This is a genomic window from Nocardia violaceofusca NBRC 14427 (assembly GCF_963869435.1).
Taxonomy (GTDB): Bacteria; Actinomycetota; Actinomycetes; order Mycobacteriales; family Mycobacteriaceae; genus Nocardia; species Nocardia aobensis.
On record NZ_CAWMPM010000032.1, the window covers coordinates 82,786 to 109,088 of the forward strand.

Consider the following 26,303-nt stretch of genomic DNA (forward strand, 5'->3'; position numbering starts at 1 on the left):
GGCGTTTCTGATAACGCGCGCGGGTGCGTGGAACAGGGCGGACGCAAAAGTTGTAACCTGCACGTTATGGGTGCACTCATCGCGGTAGAGGGCCTCGACGGCGCGGGTAAGCGGACGTTGATCGACGCCGTCGTCGCGGGCCTGCGCGACCGCGGGCTGCGCGTGGACACGCTGGCCTTCCCGCGCTACGGCCGGTCGATCCACGCGGATCTGGCGGCCGAGGCGCTGCGTGGCCGGCACGGCGATGTGGCCGCATCCGTGAGCGCGATGGCGCTGCTGTTCGCCCTGGATCGCGCCGAGGCCCGCGACGAGTTGTCGAAACTGTTGGCGGACAACGATATTGTGCTGCTCGATCGGTATGTCGCCTCCAATGCCGCCTACAGCGCCGCGCGGGCGGGCGAACAGGCGGACGGCGAAACGAGTTCGTGGGTAGCGGAATTGGAGTTCGGCCGGTTCGAACTGCCGGTGCCCGATATCCAGGTGCTGCTCGACGTGCCGATTGAGCTGGCGATCGAACGCGCCCGGCGCCGAGGTGAACTCGACACCGCCCGCGCGCTCGACGCCTACGAACGAGATATATCGCTGCAGGAGCGTACGGCGGCGGTCTATCGTGTGTTGGCCGAATCGCGGTGGCACGGGCCGTGGTGGGTCCATGCGCCGCAGGACGATCCGGTCCGACTCACCGAACGACTGGCGGAAATGATTGGCCGATAGGGTGGCATGTGCGTCGGTAATGTAACCAGTGTTGGCGTGGTTGCCCGTTCCGAGCCGGAGAGATGACAACATAGTAATTATGAAGCCGAAGATTCTGGTCGTCGACGACGATATGGCGCTCGCCGAGATGCTCACGATCGTCTTGCGCGGCGAGGGTTTCGACCCCCATGTGGTCGGCGACGGCACGCAGGCGCTCACCGCGGTCCGGGAATTACGCCCGGATCTGGTGCTGCTCGACCTCATGCTTCCGGGCATGAACGGTATCGACGTGTGCCGGGTGCTGCGCGCCGATTCCGGTGTGCCGATCGTGATGTTGACGGCCAAGACCGATACGGTCGACGTCGTCCTGGGCTTGGAATCGGGTGCCGACGACTACATCGTCAAACCCTTCAAGCCGAAGGAGTTGGTCGCGCGGGTGCGGGCGCGGTTGCGCCGTACCGACGACGAGCCGGCCGAACTCCTGTCGATCGCCGACATCGTCATCGACGTACCGGCCCACAAGGTGACCCGCAGCGGTCAGCAGATCTCGCTGACCCCGCTCGAGTTCGATCTGCTGGTGGCCCTGGCGCGCAAACCGCGGCAGGTCTTCACCCGCGAGGTGCTGCTCGAGCAGGTGTGGGGTTACCGGCACGCGGCCGACACCCGCCTGGTGAACGTGCACGTGCAGCGACTGCGGGCCAAGGTCGAGAAGGATCCCGAGAACCCTGAGATCGTGCTGACCGTTCGTGGCGTGGGCTACAAGGCCGGACCGCCGTGATCGCAGGCTCCAGAAGCCGCGTCGAGCGGCTGCTGGCAGCTGTGGTGGCCTGGTTCAAATCCGTCGGAGAATCGCTGGGCCACACGTGGCGGCGATCGCTGCAGTTGCGCGTGGTGGTTTCCACGCTCACCCTGTCGCTGATCGTCATCACGATCCTCGGTGTGGTGCTGACCAGTCAGATCACCGACCGCCTCCTGGACGCGAAAGTCAATGCGGCCGTTGAGGAGATGGGCCGCGCCCGCAATACCGTCGAGGCGCAGCTGACGGGCGTCTCCGATTCGAGCACCCAGGCGGTCCGGTTGCAGGACGCCGTGCGCGCACTCTCCACCGGCAGCGGCAGTTCCTCCACCGGCGGGGCCGGAACCTACAACGTCGCCCTGGCGATGGTCGGCGACGGCCAGCAGGAGGTGACCGCCGGGCCGATGCTGGAGGTTCCCGCCGAGTTGCGCCGGTTCGTCCAGCAGAACCAGGTGAGTTACCAGTTCGCGACGATCTCGGATCCGGACGGATATCGCGGGCCGGCGCTGATCATCGGCAGCCCGAGCTCGGAAGTGCCGACCCTCGAGGTCTATCTGATCTTCCCGCTCAACAACGAGCAGCGCAGCCTGAGCCTGATGCGCGGCACCATGCTGATCGGCGGCATCGTGCTGCTGCTGTTGCTGGCCGCGATCACCGCGCTGGTGGCCCGGCAGGTGGTGTTGCCGATCCGCTCGGCCGCCCGCATCGCCGGACGCTTCGCCGACGGCCGCCTCAAGGAGCGGATGCTGGTCCGGGGTGAGGACGATATGGCCAGACTCGCCATGTCGTTCAACGAGATGGCCGAAAGTCTGTCCAATCAGATCACCCAGCTCGAGGAATTCGGCAACCTGCAACGCCGCTTCACCTCCGATGTCAGCCACGAACTGCGGACCCCGCTCACCACGGTGCGGATGGCCGCCGACCTCATCCACGGCTCCAGCGACGAACTCGATCCGGCGCTGGCACGCAGTGCCGAACTGCTGGTGACCGAGCTGGACCGGTTCGAAGGTCTGCTCAACGACCTGCTCGAGATCAGCCGCCACGACGCCGGTGTGGCCGAATTGCAGATCGAATCGCTGGACGTGCGGATGTGCGCGCGGGCGGCGGTCTCCACGGTCCGGCATCTGGCCAAGGAATCCGGCTGCGAACTGGTGGTGGATCTGCCCGAGGAACCGCTGGTCGCGGAGGTCGATCCGCGCCGCGTGGAACGCGTACTGCGCAATCTGCTCGCCAACGCCATCGACCACAGCGAGGGCAAACCTGTCCTCATCCGGATGCGCGGCGACGTCGACGCCAACGCCGTCGCGATGGTGGTGCGCGATCAGGGCGTCGGGCTACGGCCCGGCGAGGAGAAGCTGGTCTTCAATCGCTTCTGGCGGTCCGATCCCTCGCGGATGCGGCGTTCCGGCGGTACCGGCCTCGGTCTGTCGATCAGTGTCGAGGATGCGAATCTGCACGACGGACGGCTCGAGGCCTGGGGTGAACCCGGCGCGGGCGCGAGCTTCCGCCTGACCCTGCCGCTGGTGCGCGGACGCAAACTCGGTGCGAGCCCCCTGTCGCTGGAACCGCCCAAGCGGCGGCTGGCCGAACTGCCCGCAGGTTCGGTGGACGCGGCGGGCGAACCGGTGGATCCGGCCCCGGAAACCGATCCGGCGGGTGATTCGCCCGACTCGGCGGCGAGCCGTCCGCCGGACGATGGGCCCGACGGCGCGGCGGGCGTTCCCGGTACCGTCGAAGCGAATGCCGATGACGAACCGTCGGCCCGTACGACGCCGGCGGACGAGGACTCACCGGAATCGCCGGAGGGTGAACCGGCGGCCGAGCGGAGATCGCCGAAACCGGCGGGGGAGAGCGCGGGCGGTTCGGACGACACCGCACTCGCCGACAAAGAGGACATCAATCCATGAACCGCACCCGTCTGGCAACGCTGCTCGCCGCGCTGTTCAGCTGCGTGCTGGTTCTCACAGGCTGCGCCAATCTGCCCGATTCCTCGGCTCCGCAGGCGCTGGGCACGCTCAACCACGAACCCACCTCGACCGGCCCGCATCCGCCGATCGTCGGGCGCGACCCGGATCTGCTGCTGCACGACTTCCTGGAGGCGACCGCCGACCCGACCGACCATCATCGGACGGCTCGGCAGTACCTCACCCCGGCGGCCGCACAGAGCTGGGACGACACGGCCAGTACGGTCATCGTCGACAAGCCGGATACGCTGCGCGAATCGCGGTCGGACAATACGGCGACCTATCAGATCCGCGCCCGCAAGGTCGGGCAGCTGGAAGCCGACGGCGCCTACAGCCCGGTGGACAACCTGCTCGAGAGCAAGATCGAGATGACCAAGGTCGGCGGCGAGTGGCGCATCGACGACCTGCCCGCGGGCGTCGCGATAGACAGCAATGCCTTCTACAAGTCCTATCGGCGCTTCACGGTGAACTTCGCCAACCCGGAGGGGACCGCGATGGTGCCGGACCTACGGTGGGTCTCGGCTCGGAAGGAGCAGCTCACCAAGGTCCTGCTGTCGCTGCTCTCGCAGGGGCCGCAGCAGGCCCTCGCGCCCGCCGTGCGCAACGTACTGGCCGATCCGGTGACCGTGCGTGGCATCAGCAAGGCCAACGGCGACGTGGAGGGTGTGGGCGTGGGCCTCGGCGGCGTCCGGGTCGACCTCACCGGCACCGGGGGACTTGATCCACACAGCAGGGAACTGCTGGCCGCCCAGGTGGTGCTGACCCTGTCGAGCGCCGACATCCTGGGCCCGTACTTCTTGTTCGGCGACGGAAAGCCGCTCGACGAACGGCATGCGGAATCCGGCTGGTCGGTCGCCGACGTCGGCAACTACAACGTGATCAACCGCGCGCACAACAAGATCGGGCTGCACGTGGTGCGCGACGGCGCGCTGATGAAGGTGACCGACACCTCCGTCGTGCCCGTACCCGGATATTTCGGGGCCGCGCGCAATCTGCAGTCGGTCGGTCTGTCCGAGGACGGCAAACTCGTCGCGGCGGTGGCCGACAGCGGCCAGCCCGCGCCGGCTCCGGCGCAGACGTTGATCATCGGCAGCTATGACGGCACGGCGTTCCCGGTGGCCCAGGGCAACAGCTTCACGCGGCCGTCGTGGGCCTTCGACGGTGGATCGGCGTGGGTGGTCGTGGACGGCAGCCGCGTCATCCGGGCCGTGCACGACCAGGCCAACGGCAATGTGTCGGTCCAGGACGTCGACTCCTCGGACTTGTTCGCGGTGGCGCCGGCCAGTTCCTCCGGATCGGTTCCGCCGCGGCTGCCCATCACCGAACTGCGGATCTCACGCACCGGCGCGCGGGCGGCGATGATCATCGGCGGCAAGGTCTACGTCGCGGTGGTGGTGCCCAGGGGCGACGGGAAGTACGCGCTCACGTCGCCGCAGCCGGTGGCGGTGAGCCTCAGCACGCCCGCGGTCTCGGCCGACTGGCTCGGCGCCGACACCCTGATCGTGGCCCGCGAGGGCAGCGTCGATCCGGTGCAGTCGGTCGTCATCGACGGATCGCAGCCGAATCCGTTCACCAGCCGGAACCTGACCACCCCGGTGCGCGTGGTCAGCGCCTCCCCGGACGACCAGTACGTCGCCGATTCCCGCGCGGTCATGCAGCTGCAATCGGTGGAGCCCAATACGGAACGCTTCTGGCGAGAGGTCCAGGGCCTGGGCGCCAACGCGATTCCGGTGTTGCCGGGCTAGTCGCCACACGCGCTGGGTGTCGGTGCCCTCGGCCACACTGGGCCGATGCGGACGCTGCTGGATTTGGTCCTGCCGCAGTACTGCGGGGGATGTGGATCGGCCGGAACCGGATGGTGCGAGGAATGTGCCGCGGCCCTGAGCGCGGGGCCGATGCGGGTGTGGCCGCGCACCGATCCGGGGGTGCCGTGCTGGGCGTTGAGCGGATACGCGGGGCCGGCGCGGCGCGCGGTGGTGGCGGCCAAGGAATCGGGCCGCCGGGATCTGGCCGCACCGCTGGGCCGCGCACTGGCCCGCGGCCTGGGCGTGCTGCGCGCTCCCGGCCGTCCGCTGATTCTGGTCCCGGCGCCGAGTCGCCGGGTCTCGGCACGACGCCGCGGGGGTGATCCGGTGCTGCGGACGGCGCGCGTCGCGACCGGTTGGCTGTCCGATTGCCATCTCGCACCCGTGCTGTGGGCGCGCGGTGGGGTGCGCGACTCGGTCGGATTGAGCGCGCGGGCACGCCGCGACAACCTGGCGGGCCGGATCGCCGGCCGCATCGAATCGACCTCGGTGCTGGTCACCCTGGCGGCCGCCGACATCGTGCTGGTGGACGATGTCCTCACCACGGGGGCGACCGCGGCGGAATCGGTGCGGGTACTGGCCGGCGCGGGGGTGAACGTGCGTGCCGTGATGGTGACATGCGCCGCGTGAGTCGGAGAAATTTGCGTGAACAGTGGCGGACCGATCGTCGGCGTAATAGCGTTGCTGACAGAGCGATCTGACACCCGAACCCAGAGTTTGGAGGTGGCGACTCGGACGACTTCGTACCGAGCTTTCCGGCATGAGTGGCGGGCCACGGGTGGCAGTCTGCAAGCCCTTTCCGAATCCCGCGCAACCCTCTCTTCGTCCGGCTCGGTGCGGTTGCTAACCCGCCGCACATGATTCGGTTGTGCGGCCAGATCCGGGAGGTACGCGTGACGACTTCACGACCTTCAGTGAAAGAAGCAGATCCCTCGACCGGTACGGGCACCCAGCTGGGTTCCGATGAACTGAACGGAGCCGAACAGACTATTTCGGATGTGCCTCGGACGCCCGATGCGGACGTCGTGGTCAAGGGACGTAACGTCGAGGTACCCGATCATTTCCGCATTCACGTCGCGGACCGACTCTCCCGCTTGGAACGTTTCGACCCGTCGATCTACCTTTTCGATGTCGAGCTGTTCCACGAACGAAACCGCCGCCAGCGCAAGAACTGTCAGCGTGTCGAGATCACCGTGCGCGGCAAGGGCCCGGTGGTCCGGGCCGAAGCCTGTGCCGACAGCTTCTACGGCGCACTGGAGTCCGCGGTGGTCAAACTCGAGGCCCGATTGCGGCGCAGCAAGGACCGCCGCCGGGTGCATTACGGAGAGAAGACGCCGGTATCGGTCGCCGAGGCGACGGCCGCCCTGGTGGAAGACACCCTGCCCGCCGGCGCCGACGGATCCGAGTCGGCCGACCGCACCGATACCGAATCGGGCGAGTACGCCGGACCGGGGCATATCGTGCGCACCAAGGTCCATTCCGCGACTCCGATGTCGGTGGACGACGCCCTGTATCAGATGGAGCTCGTCGGCCACGACTTCTTCCTCTTCCACGACCGCGAGACCGATCGTCCGTCGGTGGTGTACCGCCGCCATGCCTTCGACTACGGGTTGATCAGGCTGGCGTAGCGAGTGTCGGAGCCGGACGGCCGGGGCCGCAACGCCCCGGCCGTTCGCCGTTCACCGGACCGGCGAGATTACCGTGACACCTTGTATCGGAATCTTGCTCGCCCTACTGTAAGGGCATGGCCACCAAGCGTTCTCGTCGCGCCGTCATCGTCGCCGGTACTCGCACCCCGTTCCTGCGCGCCTTCACCGACTACACCCGAATGGACACCATCGACCTGGGTGTCCTGGCGGTCGGCGGTCTGCTCGAGCGGACCGGGCTGCCCAAGGATCAGGTGCAGGCGATGGTGTGGGGCGGGGTGATCCTGCCGAGCGCGGCGCCCAACGTCGCGCGCGAGATCGCCTTGGATCTGGGCCTAGATCACGGTTGCGAGGGCTACACCGTGACTCGCGCCTGCGCCTCCGGCCTGCAGGCCGTGACCGCGGCGGCGGCCGCCATCGAGCGCGGCGAATACGACATCATGGTCGCCGGCGGCAGCGATTCGACCAGTAATGCCGAGGTGAAGCTGCCGCAGAAGATGGTGCACGCGGCCGCGCCGCTGGCCCTGGGCAAGCCGAAGCCGAAGGATTACCTGTCCGCGGTGGCGCAGCTGGCGCCGTTCACGGATCTGCTGCCGCGACGCCCGAAGATCGCCGAGCGCACCACCGGCGAGGTGATGGGGGAGTCGGCGGAGAAGATGGCCCGCATCCACGGCATCACCCGGGAAGAACAGGACGTCTTCGCCGCCCGCTCGCACCATCGCGCGGCGGCGGCGATCGAATCCGGCCGGTTCGACCGGGAGGTCCTTCCGGTCGACACAGCGGACGGGAAGACGGTCACCCGAGACGGGCTCGTGCGCGCGAACACCAGTGTGGAGAAGCTGGCGACCCTCGCCCCGGTTTTCCGGCGCGACGGCACGGTGACGGCGGGCAACGCCAGCCCGCTCACCGACGGTGCCGCCGCGGTGCTGCTGATGAGCGAAGAGAAGGCGCGCGCCCTCGGTTTCGAACCGCTGGCGGCCTTCCGATCCTGGAGTTTCGTCAGCGTCGATCCGTCCGATCAGGTGCTGATCGGTCCCGCCATCTCCATGCCGCGGGCGCTCGACAAGGCCGGCCTCGCCCTGTCGGACACGGATTTCGTCGATATCCACGAGGCCTTCGCCGCTCAGACCCTGTCGGTGGTGTCCGCGCTCGGCAGCGACACATGGGCGAAATCGCGGCTGGACCGCGACAGTGCCGTCGGCGAGATCGACCCGGAGATTCTCAACGTGCACGGCGGTTCGGTCTCGCTCGGCCACCCGTTCGGCGCCACCGGCGCCCGCATGGTGACGACCATGGCCAACGAGCTGGCACTCACCGGGAAGAGCACCGCGCTGCTGGGCATCTGTGCCGCGGGCGGGCACGGCGCGTCCGCCGTCCTCGAACGGGTGTAGGGCGGGGGCTAGTACCGCTCCCAGTGGATCGCGTCGTCGAGCGGACGCCGGTCGCGCCAGCCGAACCGTTCCAGATCCGGCGTGTGCTGGAATTCGTGCACGGGGCCGACACACAGCCACGCGACGGGACGAATGCCGGCGGGCAGCTCGATCAAGTCGGTGAGGAAGGGGGCGTCGTAGAAGCTCACCCAGCCGACGCCCACCCCTTCGGCGGTGGCGGCCAGCCACAGGTTCTGGATCGCGAGAACGGTGGAGTACAAACCGGTTTCGGGCACCGTCGCGCGACCGAGGATCTGCGGTCCGCCGCGACTGTCGTCGTGGGTGACAACGATCCCGGTCCGGCTCTCGGTAATGCCCTCGATCTTGATCGGTTCGAAGGTACGGGCTCGCTCCGGTGGCAGCGAATCCCGGAATTCGATGCGCTTCTCGGCGACGTGTGTGGCGAACCGCGCCAACGTCGCCGGGTCCCGCACGACGACGAAGTCCCACGGCTGCGAATTGCCGACGCTGGGTGCGCGGTGGGCCGCGTCGAGGATTCGGAGCAGAGTCGCATCGTCGACGAGAGCTCCGGTGAATTCGGCACGCACATCGCGGCGCCGCCGGATCACGTCGTAGATGCTGGCTTCTTGCGGTGACACCGGTTCAGTCAATCAGGCCCGGACACCGGCAGACGAAAGGGGCTCCGCGGAGATCGTCTCCGCGGAGCCCCTTCGAGTTCGGTGATCGCCTCAGGCGGCCGAGCCGACCGTCTGCCGACGTTCCGCCACCCGGCGCTTGCCTTCCTTCAGCGCGGTGCGCAACCCGCGCCGGCGCCCGGTCACCGGGTCGACCGTGCCGATGCCGCCGAACGCGCGCTCGGATTTGGTTTCGGGGGCGTCGTCGGTGCCGCGCCGCAGATATTTGTTGGGCACCGACAGCTTGATGATGGTGCGCCACGACTTCGCGTACTGCACCGGCAGCGAGCCGCTGGTGTAGGGCAGATCGTATTTGTCGCACAATTCCCGCACCCGCACGGCGATGGCCCGCAGCCGGTTGCTCGGCAGGTCCGGGAACAGGTGGTGCTCGATCTGATGGGAGAGGTTGCCGGTCATGAAATGCATGACCGCGCCGCCGGTGATATTGGCGCTGCCCAGCATCTGACGCAGGTACCACTCGCCCTGCGTTTCGTTGAGCACATCGCCCTTGGTGAACTTCTCCGCGCCGTCCGGGAAGTGGCCGCAGAAGATCACCGCGTTGGTCCACACATTGCGGACGATATTGGCGGTGATATTGGCCGTCAGCGTGGACAGGAAGGCCGGTCCGGTCAGCAACGGGAAGATCAGGTAATCCTTGGCCGCCTGCTTGCCGACCTTCTTCAGCACGAGCTTGCGGTCCTGCTCGAATTGCCGGCGTTCCGGCGAATCGGGCGCCCACTTCTTCTTCGCGACCTTGCCCAGCTCCAAATGCTGGATCGCCACGCCGTATTCGAAGAACATCTGCAGCAGCAGGTTGTAGACCGGCTGCCCGAGGTAGAACGGCGACCACCGCTGATCGCGCGTCACGCGCAGCAGGCCGTAGCCGATGTCGTCGTCCATACCCAGCACGTTGGTGTACTTGTGGTGCAGGTAGTTGTGCGTGATCTTCCAGTGTTCGGACGGGCCGGCGTTGTCCCACTCCCAGTTGGAGGAGTGGATCTCCGGATCGTTCATCCAGTCCCACTGGCCGTGCATGACGTTGTGGCCGATCTCCATGTTCTCGATGATCTTGGCGGCCGACAACATCGCCGTGCCGGCCAGCCAGGCCGGCGGTAGGAAACTGGCGAACAGCGTGGCGCGACCCCCGATTTCCAGGGCGCGCTGCAAACGGATCACGTTGCGGATGTAGCGGGCGTCGGTCTCGCCTCGGGAGGCCTCGATTTCACGGCGGATCGCATCCAGCTCCGCGCCGATCGCTTCCACATCCTCGGGGGTGAGGTGGGCGTATTCCTTGACATCCGAGATCGCCATGCTGGTTACACTACCGTAGGTTACGGTCCCGTAGGTTATCTCCGGATCGGATTACAACTGTGGCGTATACCGCATTGTGATCGTGCCCGATATGGCTTAGGTTAGTCGCTTTCGTTGTTGCCGCAACCGGACCCGGACAGTCGCTCGTCCGCGCAGTCCGCGGCGTCGGAGTATCTGCTTCTCGGCCCGAGCTTTTTCCTGCAGGGCGAGCTTCGCCTCGCGCAGCGCCGCCTTTTCCTGCCGGGCCTTCTCGCGCAATGCGGCCTTGGCATCGACCAGTGCCGACCGCAATCCCTGTCGCCGCCCGGTGAGGGGGTCGACACCGAACAGCGGCTCCTCGGCACCAGCCGGCAACGGACGGGGCAGCAGCGAGAATTTGCGTTCCGACGACGTCTCCGGGGCGTCGTCGGCGGTACGGCGGAGGAATCGATCGGGCAGCGCCAGTTTGTGAATCGTGCGGAACGCCAGCGCATATTGTTTGCCCAGCGACCCCGTGGTGTACGGCAAGTCGTATTTGTCGCAGAGTTGACGGACCTGCTCGGCGATCTCCGGATATCGATTGCTCGGAATGTCCGGAAAGAGATGGTGCTCGATCTGGTAGCAGAGGTTGCCACTCATGAATGCCATCGCCGGGCCGGCCTGGAAGTTGGCACTGCCCAGCATCTGCCGCAGATACCATTCCGCCCGGGTCTCGTCCGCGAACTGTTCCTGGGTGAATTTCTCGGCGCCGTCCGGGAAATGCCCGCAGAAGATCACCGCGTACGCCCACAGATTGCGGATCAGATTGGCGGTCGCGTTGGCCTTCAGTGTCGCCTTCCAGCCCGGGCCGCTCAGCAGCGGGAAGACCACGAAGTCCTTGGCGACCTGGCGGCCGGCCTTGCGCAGGAACTGCCGGTTGGGTTCGGACAGCAGATCGCTGCGCGGAACTCCGGCCTGCAGTTTCTCGATCTTGAGATCGTGCAGGGCGATACCCCACTCGAAGAGCGCGGCCAGGATCAGATTCGCCACCGGCTGCGCGAGATTGATCGGCTTCCACTCTTCGTCGCGGGTCATGCGCAGGATGCCGAAGCCCACGTCGTCGTCCATGCCGACGATGTTGGTATAGGTGTGATGCGAGAAGTTGTGCGCCCGTTTCCATTGCCCGGAGGTTCCGGTCATATCCCACTCCCAGCTGGTGGAGTGGATCTCCGGGTCGTTCATCCAATCCCATTGCCCGTGGCTGATGTTGTGCCCGAGCTCCATGTTCTCGATGATCTTGGCGACCGACAACATCGCGGTGCCGGCGACCCAGGCCCATTTGTTGCGGCCGGCGAACAGGACCGCCCTGCCCGCGGCCTCGAGCGTGCGCTGGGCGCGAATGGTGCGCCGGATGTAGGCGGCGTCGCGCTCACCCAGCGATTGCTCGACCGTGCGGCGGATGGTGTCGAGTTCCTGCCCCAGTGTCTCGATATCGGCAGCCGTCAGATGCGAATACGCCTTGATGTCGGTGATGGCCACGGTCCTGCAATGCCTCCGCTTCGCTCCGGCGGTTTCGAAATGAATGCCTCTGCCTCGCGTCGGCGGGCCGGTATCGGATTGCCTCCGCTGCGCTTCGGTGGGAGGTCTCGGTCTGGTCCTCTTCAGGGTATCGGTTACCGGTGGTGATCGCTCGCGCCGCCGCGGGGCGAGCGGGTGAACACCACCGGAACGCGACTCACACGTCCAGGGTGCAGTCTCCGGCCGCGGCCGAGATGCAGGTCTGCACCTTCTCCCCGGCCTGATGTTCGGCGCCGTTGCGCAGATCGCGCACATGCCCGTCGGTCAGGGTGACCACGCAGGTCTGGCAGATACCCATCCGGCAGCCGAACGGCATCTGCACGCCCGCCGCCTCACCGGCCTCGAGCAGGCTGGTGGCGCCGTCGACCTCCGTGCTGCGATCGGTGCGGGCGAAGGTGACGGTGCCGCCCTCGCCGACCGCCGACCGTTCCACCTCGAACCGCTCGACATGCAGTTTGTCGCTGATACCCGCGGCGGCCCAATGCTTTTCGACATCGTTGAGCAGCCCGGCCGGACCGCAGGCCCAGGTCTCGCGCTCGCGCCAGTCCGGGAACCGCGCATCGAGATCGGCCAGATCGAATTTGCCCTGCTCACCGGTGAGGTGGATATGGGCGGTGAAACCCGGATGCTTGTCGTGCAGCGCCCGCAGTTCCGCGCCGAACATGACGTCCTCGGCGGTCCGGGCGGAATGGATGTGCACGATGTCGTCCATCGCGTCGCCGTCGGTGCGGTCGGCGGCGCGGCGGTCCATGGTCCGCAGCATGGCCATCACCGGGGTGATGCCGCTGCCCGCGGTGATGAACAACACCTTCGCCGGCGGCGGCTCCGGCAGCACGAACCCGCCCTGCGGCGCGGCCAGACGGACGACCGTGCCCTGCGGCACGCCGTTGACCAGGTGGCTGGACAGGAAGCCCTCCGGCATCGCCTTCACCGCGATCGAGATCACCCGTTCGGCGCGGTTGTCCGGGGCGGTCCAGTCCGGCGGGCAGGTCAGCGAATACGACCGCCAGTGCCAGCGTCCGTCGACCAGGACACCGATGCCGATGTACTGGCCGGGGGTGAAGGTGAAGTCGAAACCCCAGCCCGGCTTGATCACCAGGGTCACCGAATCCGCGGTCTCCTTGCGGACTTCGACGATCCGTCCGCGCAGCTCCCGCGCCGACCACAGCGGATTCACCAGATGCAGATAATCGTCGGGCAGCAGCGGGGTGGTGATGCGGGCGGCCGCTCCGCGCAGCGCGTCCAGGCGCGTGCGTCCGGCCATCTTCGCGTCGGCGACGGGGGCCTCGAGCCATGCCCGCAGGCCTTGTACCGATTTCGACACCATCGTGCGAATGCTCATTTCCTGTGATCACGCGCCTGCGGCGCACCCTTCGAGCCAAGGTTACGGCATCGTAGGTTAGCGGGCGGATCAGAGGAGGTCGAGCAGGAACGGCAACTCCTGTGCCGCATACCAAGCCAGCTGGTGATCCTCCGCGTCGCCCAGCACGAATTCCGCGTCCGGATCGCCCAGATCGGCCGCATCGATGACGTCGACGGCCTTGGCGACCTGCGGTTCGGCCTCGGCCAGGTCGACGTGCACCGAGGCGATGCGCTGGTAGGTGATCGGCCCGGACAGCCGGACCACCGCATCGTCGAGATCCGGGCGCAGGGTCGTGCCCGTCACATCGGCGGCGATCACGGCACGGCGATAGACCGGGGCCGAATACGACGATCCGCCGTCCTCGGCGGGAGCGTCGGGATCGGTGCCGGCGGGCTCGGCGTCGTCGTCGGCCTGCAGCAGCGCGGATTCGCGTTCCTCGGCGAGCAGTCGCAGCGATGCGCGCGCCGCCTCGCCCATCGCCGCCTCGGCCAGTTCCTCGTCGTCGCCGGAGGCGTATGCCTCGCGCAGCGCGGGGGTGACCGCGAAGGCGGTGTCGTTGACGGCGCGAATTTCGCGCTGCGCCACCAATTCCCGGAGCATGGCGATGGTGGCCGGGACATAGACGCGTAGCTTGCCCTGATCAGACGCAGGCACCGAGCATCTCCTCCATGGATTCGCGCACCGCCGCCGCCAGTACGGCGATATCGGCCATCGCCTCGCGGTCGGCATTGAGACCGTAGAACACACGTCCGTCGTAGGACGTGATTCCGATGCTCGACGCCTGATTGCGCAGCAACGGCGATACCGGATACATCTCCAGCATCCGTGCGCCGCCGATGTACATCGGCCGCTGCGGACCCGGCGCGTTGGTGATCACCAGATTGAATGTGTGTTCTGCGAACGTACTCGCCGCCCGCACACTCATCGCGTGCAGGCTGGCCGGGGCGAAGCCGGCCATGTGAACCAGGGTGCGCGCCCGTACCGCGCGTCCGTGCCGGGAATTCTCGGCCGTGGCGTGCGAGATGTGCGACAACCGCATGACCGGATTCTGCTCTCCCACCGGCAGATCGATCAGGAACGAGGAGACCTCGCTCGCCGGGCGCAGCGTGTCGTCGGGCGGCCCGTCGACGTAGACCGACATCGGCACCACCGCTCGCAGCACCGCCGATTCGACCAGGACCTCACCCCGCGACTGCAGGAAGATCCGTAAGGCGCCGGTCACCACGGCGAGAATGGCGTCGTTGATCGAGCAGTCGAAGTGTCTTCGGATCCGGCGATAGTCCTCGAGGTCGGTCCGTGCGATATCGAATCGGCGGCATCGCGAGATCGAGGTGTTGAAGGGACTGTCCGGTGCCGTGCGCCCGGCCGCGCGCACCCGGCTGACGGCGGCGTCGACGGCCTTACCCGCGGCGGCCACCACCGCGGACGCGTTGGCGCCGGCGTCGCGCACGACTTCCCACGCCGCCGCGGGCTGGGTCGCCATTTCGGCCAGCGACATGCCCAGCAGTTCCACCTCGCCGGGTTCGCGGTGAGCCACCCAGGTATCGGTGGCGACCACCCGCGGCGCGGGCCCCGAGTCGAGGATGACGTGCCCGATCTCGAGTGCGGTATCGCCGTCGACCAGCGCCGAATGGGTTTTGGTGAAGATCGCGCAGCGGTCGCCGGACAGTCCTTCGATCAGGTACATCTCCCACAGCGGCCGGCTCGGGTCGAGTGCTCGCGAGGACAGCCGCCCGACCAGTTCGTAGAGCTGTTCGTCGGAGCCCGGAGCCGGCAGCGCCGAACGTCGCACGTGATAGGTGAGGTCGAAGCGACTGTCCTCGACCCAGACCGGACGACCCAGTTTGAACGGCACCTCGCGCACCTTGCGGCGGTAGCGCGGCACCATCGACAACCGGCTGTCGACCAGGTCCAGCAGTGTCTGATAGTCCACGCACGAGGAGCCGTCGCCGGGGTCCTCGGGGGCGACGCGCACGATCGCGAGAGAGCCGATGTGCATGGGATTGCTGCTCGACTCGAGCCGGAAGAACGACGCGTCCTGCGGCGTCAGTCTCGTGATCACGCTGTCCGATGCTCCTCTCCGTTGCCGCTCTCCATTGTGGGGTGACACAAACCTTCCGCGCGGGACTGTGTGGGACTTGTCGCGTCGGTGCCGGAATTCCGTCATCGAGGATGCCGGACATGGCATGCTGGTTCGATCCGTGCCCAAGCATGCCGACCAGGGGGAGTGTCGAATGCTCGAGTCTTCTGCAAGCCCGGTATACACCCGCCGCGCCCGCCGCGCGCCGCTATTCGAACCACCGTTGGATCCGAAAGGCTCCGGTGATCGAACGCCGCTCGATCGGGGGACCGCCGACCATGGTGTGCCGCGACTGCGGGCACCGCGCCGGTCCGCCCACGACGGGCGCTCGCCGGGCTCCGGAGCCGGTGCGCCGCCACCGCGCCGGATTTCCGAAAGCGATGAAAATAGTTCTGCTGCAGCTTCTTTCGCGGAGAAGTCGCTGCGGCTGGTGCTGGAGGTCATCGACGGCCGGCGTCCGCTCGGGCAGCTGCGTTCGGTGGTCGAGCCGACCGTGCTGGCCGCCGTCGAAACGCTCGCCCGCACCGCCGCCGCGGAACGCCGCCTCGGGACGGCGGTGCTCGTCACGGTGAGACTGGCGGAGGTCACCGGGCACACCGCGGAAGTGTGCGGCGGATACGAGCGGGGGGAGCGCCGGTTCGCCGTCGCCGCGCGGTTGGTGCTGCGGCGTGGACACTGGCGGATGAGTGCCCTGCGCATGCGATGATCGCCGGGCGCGTGTCGTCCCGAAGTGTGATCGATCACTGTCGGCCCCCGAGGGGGCATCGCTGTCCGTGGATGCGCTGGCGCGGCGGCGCCTACGATGGAGGCCGCATTACCATGGACGATGCCGCTTATCCGCGCGCCGGGAATTTCGCCCATACGATGAGGCGGGGGCTTCGGTATGCCGCGAGTAGTGCGGTGTGCCGAAGATGTAGCACTGCAAGACGACAACATCGACCAGAGGACTGACGAGACCCGTGCCTGCGCTGACACTGACGAGGTTGCTACGTTTTGGTGAGGGTCGCACCGTCAAGCGGCTCGCGCATCTGGCCGACGAAGTTCTCAGTCTGGACGACGAGTACGCCGATCTGACCGACGCGGAACTGCGCGCGAAGACCGACGAATTCAAACAGCGCTACGCCGACGGCGAATCCCTGGACGAGTTGCTGCTCGAGGCTTTCGCGGCCGCCCGTGAGGCCTCCTGGCGCGTGCTGAATCAGAAGCATTACAAGGTGCAGGTGATGGGTGGCGCGGCCCTGCACATCGGCAATGTCGCCGAGATGAAAACCGGTGAAGGTAAGACGCTCACCTCGGTGCTTCCCGCGTATCTCAACGCCATCAGCGGCGACGGTGTCCACATCGTCACCACCAACGACTACCTGGCCCGCCGTGACTCCGAGTGGATGGGCCGCGTGCACCGTTTCCTCGGCCTGCAGGTCGGCGCGATCCTGTCCGGGATGAGCCCCGCCGAGCGGCGTGCGGCCTACAGCGCCGACATCACCTACGGCACGAACAACGAATTCGGCTTCGATTATCTGCGCGACAACATGACCCATTCGCTGGACGATCTGGTCCAGCGCGGGCACAACTTCGCCGTGGTCGACGAGGTCGACTCGATTCTGATCGACGAGGCCCGCACGCCGCTGATCATTTCCGGCCCGGCCGACGCGTCGAGTAAGTGGTATGCCGAATTCGCCCGTATCGCACCGCTTCTGAAGAAGGATGTGCACTACGAGGTCGACATCAAGAAGCGCACCATCGGCGTGCACGAGGCCGGTGTCGAATTCGTCGAGGATCAGCTCGGTATCGACAATCTGTACGAGGCCGCCAACTCGCCGCTGGTCAGCTATCTGAACAACGCGATCAAGGCCAAGGAACTCTACGCTCGCGACAAGGATTACATCGTCCGCAACGGCGAGGTCATCATCGTCGACGAATTCACCGGCCGCATTCTGGTCGGCCGTCGCTACAACGAGGGCATGCACCAGGCCATCGAGGCCAAAGAAGGTGTGGAGATCCAGCCGGAGAACCAGACGCTGGCCACCATCACACTGCAGAACTATTTCCGCCTGTACGACAAATTGTCCGGTATGACCGGTACCGCCGAAACCGAGGCGGCCGAGCTCCACCAGACCTACGGTCTCGGCGTGGTGCCGATCCCGACCAACAAGCCGATGATCCGCATGGATCAGGCGGACCTGATCTACAAGACCGAGGAATCGAAATTCGCCGCGGTGGCCGACGACATCGCCGAGCGGCACGAGAAGAACCAGCCGGTGCTGATCGGTACCACCTCGGTGGAGCGCTCGGAGTATCTGTCGAAGCTGCTCACCAAGCGCGGTATCCCGCACAACGTGCTGAACGCGAAGTTCCACGAGCAGGAAGCGCAGATCATCGCCGAGGCCGGCCGCCCGGGCGCGGTCACCGTGGCGACGAATATGGCCGGCCGTGGTACCGACATCGTGCTCGGTGGTAACCCCGACATCATCACCGATACGCTGCTGCGGCGGCAGGGCCTGGATCCGGTCGAGACGCCGGACGACTACGAGGCCAACTGGCTGCCCGCGCTGGAGCAGGTCAAGCGGCAGGTCGAAGACGACGCCGATCTGGTGCGCGACGCCGGCGGCCTCTACGTGCTGGGCACCGAGCGGCACGAGTCGCGGCGCATCGACAACCAGCTGCGCGGTCGTGCCGGCCGCCAGGGCGACCCGGGTGAATCGCGCTTCTACCTCTCGCTCGGCGACGAGTTGATGCGGCGCTTCAACGGTGCGGCCCTGGAGTCGATCATGACCCGGCTCAACCTGCCCGACGACGTGCCGATCGAGGCCAAGATGGTCTCCCGCGCGATCAAGAGCGCCCAGACCCAGGTCGAGCAGCAGAACTTCGAAATCCGCAAGAACGTTCTGAAGTACGACGAGGTGATGAACCAGCAGCGCACCGTCATCTACGCCGAGCGCCAGCGCATCCTGGCCGGCGAGGATATGGAGGGCCAGGTTCAGTCGATGATCACCGACGTGATCACCGCCTACGTCGACGGCGCCACTTCCGAGGGCTACGTCGAGGACTGGGATCTGGCCAAGCTGTGGACGGCGCTGAAGACGCTGTACTCGGTCGGCATCGAATACCAGGATCTGACCGGTGAAACCGAGGACGGCGAGATCGGCGAACTGAGCCGCGAGGAACTGCTCGAGGCCGTTCTCGAAGACGCCCACGACGCTTATGCGCGGCGTGAGAAGGAGATCGACGATCTGGCCGGTCCCGGCAGCATGCGCAACCTCGAACGCCAGGTCCTGCTGTCGGTCCTGGACCGCAAGTGGCGCGAACACCTCTACGAGATGGACTACCTCAAGGAGGGCATCGGCCTGCGCGCGATGGCGCAGCGCGATCCGCTCGTCGAGTACCAGCGCGAGGGTTTCGACATGTTCGCCGCCATGCTCGAGGGCTTGAAGGAGGAGTCGGTCGGCTTCCTGTTCAACCTCCAGGTGGAGGTCCAGCAGGCCCCCGAACAGCAGCCCGCGGTCGACCCCGGCCTGCGGTCCCCGGTGGGCGCGATGCATCCCGCTCCGGCCGTGCCCCAGGGTAACGGCGCCGCCGAGAACGCCCCGGCGGCCTTGCGCGCCAAGGGAATCGACGAATCCGGCCCGCGCGGTCTCAGCTTCTCCGGCCCGGACGAAGGTGGCCACGCCGAAGTCCGCAGCGCCGCCCAGGAATACGGCGACACCCCCGCCACCGGCATGACCCGCCGCGAACGCCGCGAGGCCGAGCGCGACCGCGCCAAGCAGGGCAAGCCGGCGAAGACCAAGCGCCGCCGGTAATTCCGGCACAAGACAGCGGCCGGCCCACCGATCAGGTGGGCCGGCCGCTGTCGTGATGTCAGGTTTCGGTGTGCTGCTCGTAGCGTTCGCGAGCCGCGTGGACCCGGTCCATGTTCTGCTCGGCCCAGTCTTTGACCGCGCGCATCACCGGTAGCAGGGAGTGGCCGAGTGGGGTGAGCTCGTATTCGACGCGGACCGGGACCGCGGGGGTAACCGTGCGGGAGACCAGCCCGTCGCGTTCGAGGTTGCGCAGGGTTTGGGTGAGCATCTTCTGGCTGATGCTGGCGAGGCGGCGTTGCAGGTCGCTGTAGCGCTGGGGGCCGTCGGCGAGGGCGTTGACGGCCAGGCTCACCCATTTGTCGGCGATGCGGTCGAGTAGTTGCCGAGCGGGGCATTGTGCCAGGTACGCGTCGTAGTCTGCGCTCGCCTGGGCTCGGCGTTGGGCGGCGGTTCGGGTGGCCACGGGTTTCCTCCGGGTCGGATACGCACCTTCGAGTGCGTACTTCCCTATGGAGAGTAGCTCTCCATAGGTTGTGCAGCATGAGTTCTCGAAACAGCATGCGGGCGGTGGTCGTTCGGCGGGTGGGTGGCCCGGAGGCACTCGAGGTGGTGCGGGTGCCGGTGCCCGAGCCCGGACCGCGGCAGGTGCGGATCCGGGTGGAGGCGGCGGCGGTCAATCCGGTCGATATCGCGACCCGCAGCGGCGCCCTGATCGACGCGGGTCTGATGGCGCCGCGCGAGACCATCGGAATCGGCTGGGACGTCGCGGGAACCGTCGACAGTATCGGTCCCGGCGTCACGACATTCACTGTGGGGCAACGGGTTATCGGACTGCGTGATCTGCTCGACCGGTCGCTGGGTGCTTACGCCGAGTATCTGGTGCTCGATACCGATGCGGTCGCGCCGGCGCCACCGGACGTCGATGCGACCGAGGCGGCCACGCTGCCGCTGAATGCGCTGACCGCGCAGCAGGCGCTCGCGCTGCTCGGCCTTAGCGCCGGTGACACCCTGCTGGTGACCGGCGCCGCGGGAGCGGTCGGCGGTTTCGCGGTCGAGTTGGCCGTGCGTAGCGGGTTGCGGGTGGTCGCGCAGGTCGCCGACGAGGATGCGGCATTCGTTCGCGGACTCGGCGCCGGATGGACCGTGCCCCGCACGTGCGCCGACCTCGCCGAAGCGGTAGGTGCGCTGGTTCCGGGAGGTGTGGATGGCGCGTTGGACGGCGCGGGCCTGGGTGTGCGTGCCACGGCGGCGGTTCGCAACGGCGGCGCGTACGCCGGGGTGGCCGGTGGTCCGGCCCCTGTTCCGTTGCGCGGCATGAGAATTCATCAGGAATGGATCAGAGCCGACGGAACCGCGCTCGCCGAACTCGCGGCGCTCGGGCTGACCTTGCGGGTAGCCGACGTCCTTCCGCTCGAGCGCGCGGCCGAGGCGCACGAGCGGTTGTCCGCCGGTGGATTGCGCGGACGGCTGGTGCTCACGCCGTAGTCACCCGCTGGTTATGTGTTTCGTCAGCACGCCGCGGCGATCTCGTCTGTGACTTCTCAACAGCGGGAACCGGGAGGCAGGCGAACAGCTAATACGGGGCATACGGTCGGTTTCATCGAAGGCCGAGACCGACCAGGAGCTGCCCATGTGTTCGACGCCGCAATTCTCACCGCACCGCGTCACCGAGACTGCCGTGACCGCGGCCTCCGGTGCGGTATCCGCCACCGCGCCGAGAGGCGGTGCTCGCGGTGACCGGTGACCCCGCAGATACCGGGGGCGCCCGGATGGCCACGGTATCGCCGCTGCTGGTGCTGGAGGGAGGCGGCACCGAGGTGATCGGCGGCCTCCCCACCGCCGAGATGCTGCTGCGGATGGTGCGTGATTCGCGCCCGGCCGCGCATCCCCTGGACCCGCTCGCGCGGCAACTCGCGGAACTGCACACCGGTGTGGCCCAGTCGCACGATGCCGAGTATCGCCGCGCGGCCGAGGCATCGCGCCGCGAGACCGTGCGTGTGATCGACCGATGGATCGAAGCCCACGTGCCGCAGCATCGGCACGGCACCGCGATCCACACCGAAACCGTCGGTTCCGTGATCGATCGGCTCATGGCGGCCTACGCCCGTGCCGCACATCTACTGGAAACCGCCACCGACGATCTGGCATTGCACGCGGCGTGGTTCCGGGTGGCAGAACTGGTCAACGGCTACGACGATCTGGTCGCGGCGATCACGCACGGCGAGCGCCGGCTGCCGACCTCGGCCTGAACGCGGCCGGTCTCCGCACTCGGCGGGCGGATCGGAACCGCGTCACGCCCGCCGGGCGGTGACCAGAAGGTACTCCCAGCGCATCCGCCCGCCGCCGAGGTCGTGGCGAGCGGCCAGGTCGGCGAGGGCGCGGTCCAGTTCGGCGATGCGATCCGGGTCGCCGGCCAGGGCTTTGTACACGGCGACCGTGGGACCGTAATTGGCCTTGAAGAAGTCACGGAAGCGGTCCCCGTCGGCGAAACATTCCACCGTCGCGAATTCGCGCTCGATGTGCAGGTCGGTGACGCGGTCGCCGAACAGGTCCCGGAGGTGGTCGGCGGTGCCCCACAGCAGCGGCGATTGCGCACCGGGCGGCGGTGGCGGCGCGAACCGCTTCACGATGGCGAACATTTCGCCGATGAATCCCTCCGGTGTCCAGTTGATCAGCCCTATCGTCGCCTTCGGCGCGGTCACGCGGAGCAGCTCGTCGGCGGCCGCCCGGTGCGACGGGGCGAACATGATGCCGACGCAGGACATGGCGACGTCGAATCGGCCGTCGTCGTACGGCAGCGCCTCGGCGTCGGCGGTCTCCCAGGTGAGGTGGATACCGCGGGCGGCCGCCGCGGCCCGGCCCGCGTCGAACATTTCCGGCGTCAGGTCACTGGCGATGACGTCCGCTCCGGCTTCGGCCGCCGGAATGGCCGCATTCCCCGCTCCGGCGGCGATATCGAGCACTCGCCGGCCGGGACGGATATCGCAGGCTCGAACCAGGCGCCGGCCCAGGCCGGGGATGACGGTGTCCGCGACGCGGGGATAGTCGCCGAGGGCCCAGAGTGCGTGTGTGCGTTCGGTGAGGTCGACGGGTGATTGCTGGGTGGGATGGATAACTGTCATATCGCTAGCATCCGGCGGCGGCGGTAGCGTCGGCCAGTTCAACATCTGTACCCGGGGCGCGCCGAGTGGTCTACTGGTTGTGTGTCCGGCTACGGGGAGTTCTGCCCGATCGCCAAGGCCATGGATGTCCTCGACGAGCGGTGGACGCTGCTGGTCGTGCGCGAACTACTCTTGGGCAGTACACATTTCAACGAGCTGCGGCGGGGCAATCCGAAGATGTCACCCGCTCTGCTCTCCCGTCGTCTGCGCTCGCTGGAGCGGTCCGGGGTACTGCGTCGCGAGATCGGTGTCGATGGACGCGCCGCCTACATCCTGACCGACGCCGGACGAGAGCTGTCGACCGTCGTGCAGGCGCTCGGAGCGTGGGGGGTGCGCTGGATCGGCGATCTCGGCGACCGGGATCTGGATCCGCACCTGTTGCTGTGGGATATCCGTCGCACGATACCGATCCGGGCGTGGCCCGACGAGCGGACGGTTCTGGCGGTCGAGTTCACCGATGTCCCCGGCAAGGAGGCGCACTGGTGGCTGCTGGTCGAGCGCGGTACGGCGGCGATCTGCGACTACGACCCCGGCTTCGAGATCGCGGCGACCGTGCGCAGCACGTTGCGGCAGCTCACCGAGATCTGGCGGGGCGACCGGAGCTGGGCGGCGGCGCTACGGGACGAAACGACCGAGATCGTGGGCCCGGCATCGATTCGGCGGCAGGTACCGCATTGGATCGGGCAGGCGAGCCTGGCGGCGACTCCGCGCCCGGAACGCGCCGAGTGAGCACCTCAGCCGTTGCCGACGACCCACGGATCGTTGGAATTCAGTGCCGTCAGCAGCAGCCGGATCGCCGCGACCCGTCGTTCCTTGCCGGGTAGTTCGTCCAGTGCGCATTCCGGGTCGGCGGGCGGGCCGAGGTGGGTGCAGCCGCGGGGGCAGTCCTCGATGGCCTCGGACAGGTCGGGGAAGGCGGCGATCACGTCGTCGGGCGAGATGTGGGCGAGGCCGAAGGAGCGGATGCCGGGGGTGTCGATGACCCAGCCGCCGCCCTCGAGCGGCAGAGCCACCGACTGGGTCGAGGTATGGCGGCCCTTGCCGACCCCGGAGACCGTCCCCACGGCTCGTTCCGCTTCGGGGACAACGCGATTCACCAGCGTGGACTTGCCGACACCGGAGTGGCCGAGCAGGCAGGTCAGTGAATCCCGCAGGAGGTCGCGAATGGGTTCCAGCGGATCGTCGCGGCCGCCGTAGACGATGGTCAGATCCAGATCCGCGAATTCCGAGGCGAATTCGGAGTCGGCGGCGAGGTCGTGTTTGGTCAGGCACAGAATCGGTTGCAGCCCACCGGCATACGCGGCCACCATGGCGCGTTCGACGAAGCCGGTGCGGGGCGGCGGATCGGCCAGCGCCACGACGATGAACAACTGCTCGGCGTTCGACACCACGATGCGTTCGAAGGGATCGGTGTCGTCGGCGGTGCGGCGCAGCACCGTTCGGCGATCGGCGACGCGCACGATCCGCGCCAGGGTGTCGGGCCGGCCGGTCAGGTCGCCGACCACATCCACCTGATCGCCCACCACGATCGGCGTGCGGCCCAGTTCCCGCGCCCGCATCGCGACCACGCGGCGATCCGGATCGTCGCCGAGCACACACCCCCAGCGCCCCCGATCCACCGAAACCACCATGGCCGACACCGCGTCTCGGTGTTCCGGCCGGGTCTTGGTGCGGGGTCGCGAACCCCTGCCCGGGCGGACCCGGACATCGGATTCGTCGTACTCCCGGCGCCTCAGTGGGCCGCTCCCTCACCCGATAAGGCGCCGGCGCCCGCCAGCATCGATTCCCACAGGGTGACGAATTCGGGCAGTGTCTTGGCAGTGGTGCCGATGTCCTCGATGCTCACGCCGGGTACGCGCAGGCCGAGAATCGCTCCCGCCGTGGCCATCCGGTGATCGGCGTAGGAATGCCACTGGCCGCCCTGCAACGGGGCCGGCTCGATGCTCAGCCCGTCCTCGGTTTCGGTGACATTGCCGCCGAGGCGGTTGATCTCGGTGGTCAGCGCGGCCAGCCGATCGGTTTCGTGTCCCCGCAGATGGGCGATTCCACGCAGCCGCGACGGGGAGTCGGCCAGTGCGGCCAGGGCGGCCACGGTCGGCGTCAGCTCGCCCACATCGTGCAGGTCGATATCGATACCGGCGAGGGACCGCGGGCCGCGCACGGTCAATTTGCCGTCGAAGCGCCGCACCTCCGCGCCCATCCGGACCAGGATTTCGCGGATCACGTCACCGGCCTGGGTGGTCAGCTGCGGCCAGTGCGGAATCGTCACCTCACCACCGGTCACCGCAGCCGCGGCCAGGAAGGGAGTGGCGTTGGACAGATCCGGTTCGACGTCCCAGTCGACGGCGTGGATCGGCCCCGGCTCGACGGTCCAGACCTGTTCCTTGCGCGGATCGGCCGGCGCCTGCACCCGCACCCCGGCCTGCTGCAGCATCTGCACCGTCATCTCGATATGCGGCATGGACGGCAGCGGTGCGCCCTCGTGCTGCACGGTGATCCCGGTCTCGAAACGCGCCGCCGACAACAGCAGCCCGGAGACGAACTGCGAGGAACCGGAGGCGTCGATGGTGACCGACCCGCCGCGCAGCGTCCCGGCGCCGTGGACGACGAAGGGCAGGGTGTTGCCGTCGATGTCGACGCCGAGGCTGCGCAGCGCGTCGAGAATCGTGTGCAGCGGGCGCAGCTGCGCCTGCTCGTCACCGAAGAACGCGACATCGCCGTGCGCGAGCGCGGCCACCGACGGCAGGAACCGCATCACGGTGCCGGCCAGTCCGCAATCGACGGTGGCGTTGTGCAATTGCGTCGGCGGGGTGACAGCGAGGGTGTCGCCGTCACCGGTGATTTCGGTGCCCATCGCGCGCAAGCCCGCGATCATCAGCTCGGTGTCCCGGCTGCGCAGGGCGCCGGTGATCGTCGAGGGGCGGTCGGCGAGCGCGGCCAGAATCAGTGCCCGGTTGGTGATCGATTTGGACCCGGGCAGGGTGACGGTCGCGTGCACGGCATGGTCGATGTGGGGCGCGGGCCAGAAACTCACCGGACCATCTTCGCGCATGAGAGCCGACCCCGTGTGCAGGGAGCGCGGTTTTGTGATCTCCGACGTATGCTCGTTTATTTGCTGGATTCGGACATTTGCGCCCTCATGCGGGATCTCGCCGGTAGCCACGGCCGTTTTCGGCACGCGAAAGGGCCCGCACCATTGGGTGCGGGCCCGATCGAGATGCTTCTACTTGTTGCGGCCGTGCAGCAGCGGAACCACCTTGCGCAGCAGCTTCATCGTGCTGTCGGTGCGCTTGTAGCTCAGCAGCGCCATACCCGGAATGGCGAAGCGCTGCACCGCGATCGAATGCGGGCTGGTGAACTCCAGCAGACCGGGCGCACCGTGGATACGGCCGATACCGGAGTCGCCGACACCGCCGAAGGGCAGCGACGCGATGGCGGCGAAGCCGAGCACCGAGTTGACCGAGGTCGCACCGGCGCGCAGGCGGCGGGCGATCGCGAGCCCGTGCTTGCGCGAGTAGACCGCCGAACCCAGGCCGTACTTGGAGTTGTTCGCCAGGTCGACCGCCTCGTCGATGTTCTCGACGGTGCGGATGGTGACGGTCGGGCCGAAGGTTTCCTCGCAGACGGCGTCGGAACTCTCGTCGACATCGACCAGCACCACCGGCTCGATATACGGCGCGTGCACCGATTCCGGGCCGCCCAGCACCGCGGTGCCGCCGTTGGCCAGCGCCGATTCGATGTGCCGGCGCACGATGTCGACCTGCGAGGGCATGGTCATCGGACCGTAGGAGGCCTTGTCGTCGGATCCGGCGTGCACGTTCGACAGGATCTTCTTCACCTCGGCCAGGAACGGCTCGCGAATCGACTTGTCGACGTAGACGCGTTCGACCCCGGCGCAGGTCTGGCCGCTGTTCATGGTCGCGCCGTAGGCCACGGCGTCGGCTGCCGCCGCGATATCGGCGTCGGCGGCGACGATCACCGCGTCCTTGCCGCCGCATTCCAGCAGCACCGGAGTCAGTGTTTCGGCCGCGGCGGCCATGATCTTCTTGCCGGTCGCGGTGGAGCCGGTGAAGGCGATCTTGTCGA

23 protein-coding genes are annotated in these 26,303 nt (G+C 67.6%); 12 read left to right on the forward strand and 11 right to left on the reverse strand.

Going from position 1 to position 26,303, the window contains the following annotated elements; all coding sequences use genetic code 11:
• The first annotated feature begins 66 nt into the window (after nt 1-66).
• From AC5592_RS25655 to AC5592_RS25685, 7 genes are all read left to right on the forward strand, one after another.
• A complete protein-coding gene (locus tag AC5592_RS25655) occupies nt 67-714 on the forward strand; it encodes a dTMP kinase (protein WP_063065662.1) in 648 nt (215 codons plus the stop codon).
• Nucleotides 715-793: 79 nt separating this feature from the next.
• Nucleotides 794-1,471: an MtrAB system response regulator MtrA gene (gene mtrA / locus AC5592_RS25660; protein ID WP_030515021.1), complete on the forward strand. Its 678-nt coding sequence runs from the start codon at nt 794-796 to the stop codon at nt 1,469-1,471.
• A complete protein-coding gene (mtrB, locus tag AC5592_RS25665; RefSeq protein ID WP_198163933.1) occupies nt 1,468-3,396 on the forward strand; it encodes an MtrAB system histidine kinase MtrB in 1,929 nt (642 codons plus the stop codon). The genes mtrA and mtrB overlap by 4 nt, the downstream gene beginning before the upstream one ends.
• Complete coding sequence (lpqB, locus tag AC5592_RS25670; RefSeq protein ID WP_063065663.1) at nt 3,393-5,198, forward strand: MtrAB system accessory lipoprotein LpqB; 1,806 nt, start codon at nt 3,393-3,395, stop codon at nt 5,196-5,198. Before mtrB ends, lpqB begins: the two co-directional genes overlap by 4 nt.
• A gap of 45 nt (nt 5,199-5,243) precedes the next feature.
• Nucleotides 5,244-5,888 carry a ComF family protein gene (locus AC5592_RS25675; protein ID WP_063065664.1) on the forward strand — a complete coding sequence of 215 codons (645 nt, stop codon included), beginning with the start codon at nt 5,244-5,246 and terminating at the stop codon, nt 5,886-5,888.
• A gap of 368 nt (nt 5,889-6,256) precedes the next feature.
• Nucleotides 6,257-6,886 (forward strand): ribosome hibernation-promoting factor, HPF/YfiA family, encoded by a 630-nt coding sequence (gene hpf / locus AC5592_RS25680; RefSeq protein ID WP_232329548.1) that lies wholly within the window; start codon nt 6,257-6,259, stop codon nt 6,884-6,886.
• 116 nt (nt 6,887-7,002) lie between these two features.
• Nucleotides 7,003-8,295: an acetyl-CoA C-acyltransferase gene (locus tag AC5592_RS25685; RefSeq protein WP_063065665.1), complete on the forward strand. Its 1,293-nt coding sequence runs from the start codon at nt 7,003-7,005 to the stop codon at nt 8,293-8,295.
• An 8-nt stretch (nt 8,296-8,303) separates the two neighbouring features.
• Here AC5592_RS25685 and bluB read toward each other — a convergent pair whose 3' ends face one another.
• The 6 genes from bluB to AC5592_RS25715 all read right to left on the reverse strand — a co-directional run bounded on the left by bluB (nt 8,304) and on the right by AC5592_RS25715 (nt 15,241).
• Entirely contained in the window at nt 8,304-8,933 is a 630-nt protein-coding gene (gene bluB, locus AC5592_RS25690; RefSeq protein WP_063065666.1) for a 5,6-dimethylbenzimidazole synthase, read from the reverse strand.
• Nucleotides 8,934-9,023: 90 nt separating this feature from the next.
• Nucleotides 9,024-10,280, reverse strand: a complete 1,257-nt coding sequence (locus AC5592_RS25695; RefSeq protein ID WP_036504532.1) for a fatty acid desaturase family protein — start codon at nt 10,278-10,280, stop codon at nt 9,024-9,026.
• 96 nt (nt 10,281-10,376) lie between these two features.
• On the reverse strand, nt 10,377-11,777 hold the full coding sequence (locus AC5592_RS25700) for a fatty acid desaturase family protein (RefSeq protein WP_063065667.1): 1,401 nt from the start codon (nt 11,775-11,777) through the stop codon (nt 10,377-10,379).
• Nucleotides 11,778-11,973: 196 nt separating this feature from the next.
• On the reverse strand, nt 11,974-13,143 hold the full coding sequence (locus tag AC5592_RS25705) for a ferredoxin reductase (RefSeq protein WP_039780352.1): 1,170 nt from the start codon (nt 13,141-13,143) through the stop codon (nt 11,974-11,976).
• Between the two features lie 84 nt (nt 13,144-13,227).
• The gene (locus tag AC5592_RS25710) at nt 13,228-13,779 is read right to left on the reverse strand and encodes a DUF6912 family protein (RefSeq protein ID WP_063065668.1); all 552 of its coding nucleotides are present in this window, start codon (nt 13,777-13,779) and stop codon (nt 13,228-13,230) included.
• Between the two features lie 40 nt (nt 13,780-13,819).
• A complete protein-coding gene (locus AC5592_RS25715; protein WP_036504528.1) occupies nt 13,820-15,241 on the reverse strand; it encodes a WS/DGAT/MGAT family O-acyltransferase in 1,422 nt (473 codons plus the stop codon).
• Between the two features lie 172 nt (nt 15,242-15,413).
• Between AC5592_RS25715 and AC5592_RS25720 the strand changes: the two genes are divergently transcribed.
• Both AC5592_RS25720 and secA read left to right on the forward strand, forming a co-directional pair.
• Nucleotides 15,414-15,965 (forward strand): Rv3235 family protein, encoded by a 552-nt coding sequence (locus tag AC5592_RS25720; RefSeq protein ID WP_157122189.1) that lies wholly within the window; start codon nt 15,414-15,416, stop codon nt 15,963-15,965.
• Between the two features lie 253 nt (nt 15,966-16,218).
• Nucleotides 16,219-19,056 carry a preprotein translocase subunit SecA gene (secA, locus tag AC5592_RS25725; protein ID WP_036504526.1) on the forward strand — a complete coding sequence of 946 codons (2,838 nt, stop codon included), beginning with the start codon at nt 16,219-16,221 and terminating at the stop codon, nt 19,054-19,056.
• Between the two features lie 58 nt (nt 19,057-19,114).
• On the opposite strand, the gene AC5592_RS25730 is transcribed toward secA, so the two are convergent.
• On the reverse strand, nt 19,115-19,519 hold the full coding sequence (locus AC5592_RS25730) for a winged helix-turn-helix transcriptional regulator (RefSeq protein WP_063065669.1): 405 nt from the start codon (nt 19,517-19,519) through the stop codon (nt 19,115-19,117).
• A gap of 77 nt (nt 19,520-19,596) precedes the next feature.
• Here AC5592_RS25730 and AC5592_RS25735 point away from each other — a divergent pair, with 77 nt between their 5' ends.
• Together AC5592_RS25735 and AC5592_RS25740 are read left to right on the forward strand one after the other, a co-directional pair.
• Complete coding sequence (locus tag AC5592_RS25735; protein WP_232329549.1) at nt 19,597-20,541, forward strand: NADP-dependent oxidoreductase; 945 nt, start codon at nt 19,597-19,599, stop codon at nt 20,539-20,541.
• Nucleotides 20,542-20,825: 284 nt separating this feature from the next.
• Complete coding sequence (locus AC5592_RS25740; RefSeq protein WP_063820410.1) at nt 20,826-21,305, forward strand: DUF4254 domain-containing protein; 480 nt, start codon at nt 20,826-20,828, stop codon at nt 21,303-21,305.
• 42 nt (nt 21,306-21,347) lie between these two features.
• On the opposite strand, the gene AC5592_RS25745 is transcribed toward AC5592_RS25740, so the two are convergent.
• Nucleotides 21,348-22,178, reverse strand: a complete 831-nt coding sequence (locus AC5592_RS25745; RefSeq protein ID WP_036504521.1) for a class I SAM-dependent methyltransferase — start codon at nt 22,176-22,178, stop codon at nt 21,348-21,350.
• A gap of 81 nt (nt 22,179-22,259) precedes the next feature.
• On the opposite strand from AC5592_RS25745, the gene AC5592_RS25750 reads away from it, so the two are divergent.
• Nucleotides 22,260-22,946 (forward strand): winged helix-turn-helix transcriptional regulator, encoded by a 687-nt coding sequence (locus AC5592_RS25750; protein WP_036504519.1) that lies wholly within the window; start codon nt 22,260-22,262, stop codon nt 22,944-22,946.
• A 5-nt stretch (nt 22,947-22,951) separates the two neighbouring features.
• On the opposite strand, the gene rsgA is transcribed toward AC5592_RS25750, so the two are convergent.
• The 3 genes from rsgA to AC5592_RS25765 all read right to left on the reverse strand — a co-directional run.
• Nucleotides 22,952-23,953, reverse strand: coding sequence for a ribosome small subunit-dependent GTPase A (gene rsgA, locus AC5592_RS25755; protein ID WP_036504518.1), 1,002 nt, complete (start codon nt 23,951-23,953; stop codon nt 22,952-22,954).
• Nucleotides 23,950-25,269: a 3-phosphoshikimate 1-carboxyvinyltransferase gene (aroA, locus tag AC5592_RS25760; protein ID WP_036504517.1), complete on the reverse strand. Its 1,320-nt coding sequence runs from the start codon at nt 25,267-25,269 to the stop codon at nt 23,950-23,952. Before aroA ends, rsgA begins: the two co-directional genes overlap by 4 nt.
• 171 nt (nt 25,270-25,440) lie before the next feature.
• The coding region (locus tag AC5592_RS25765) for an aldehyde dehydrogenase family protein (protein WP_157122191.1) at nt 25,441-26,303 on the reverse strand (863 nt) is incomplete at its 5' end.

Coding starts and splice junctions, on each gene's coding strand:
- aroA (WP_036504517.1), bottom strand. CDS start 25,269: ATGCGCGAAGATGGTCCGGTGAGTTTCTGGCCCGCGCCCCACATCGAC.
- AC5592_RS25735 (WP_232329549.1), top strand. CDS start 19,597: ATGAGTTCTCGAAACAGCATGCGGGCGGTGGTCGTTCGGCGGGTGGGT.
- AC5592_RS25745 (WP_036504521.1), bottom strand. CDS start 22,178: ATGACAGTTATCCATCCCACCCAGCAATCACCCGTCGACCTCACCGAA.
- AC5592_RS25685 (WP_063065665.1), top strand. CDS start 7,003: ATGGCCACCAAGCGTTCTCGTCGCGCCGTCATCGTCGCCGGTACTCGC.
- AC5592_RS25655 (WP_063065662.1), top strand. CDS start 67: ATGGGTGCACTCATCGCGGTAGAGGGCCTCGACGGCGCGGGTAAGCGG.
- mtrA (WP_030515021.1), top strand. CDS start 794: ATGAAGCCGAAGATTCTGGTCGTCGACGACGATATGGCGCTCGCCGAG.
- AC5592_RS25740 (WP_063820410.1), top strand. CDS start 20,826: ATGGCCACGGTATCGCCGCTGCTGGTGCTGGAGGGAGGCGGCACCGAG.
- AC5592_RS25705 (WP_039780352.1), bottom strand. CDS start 13,143: ATGGTGTCGAAATCGGTACAAGGCCTGCGGGCATGGCTCGAGGCCCCC.
- AC5592_RS25675 (WP_063065664.1), top strand. CDS start 5,244: ATGCGGACGCTGCTGGATTTGGTCCTGCCGCAGTACTGCGGGGGATGT.
- AC5592_RS25710 (WP_063065668.1), bottom strand. CDS start 13,779: ATGCTCCGGGAATTGGTGGCGCAGCGCGAAATTCGCGCCGTCAACGAC.
- lpqB (WP_063065663.1), top strand. CDS start 3,393: ATGAACCGCACCCGTCTGGCAACGCTGCTCGCCGCGCTGTTCAGCTGC.
- AC5592_RS25695 (WP_036504532.1), bottom strand. CDS start 10,280: ATGGCGATCTCGGATGTCAAGGAATACGCCCACCTCACCCCCGAGGAT.
- AC5592_RS25720 (WP_157122189.1), top strand. CDS start 15,414: ATGCTCGAGTCTTCTGCAAGCCCGGTATACACCCGCCGCGCCCGCCGC.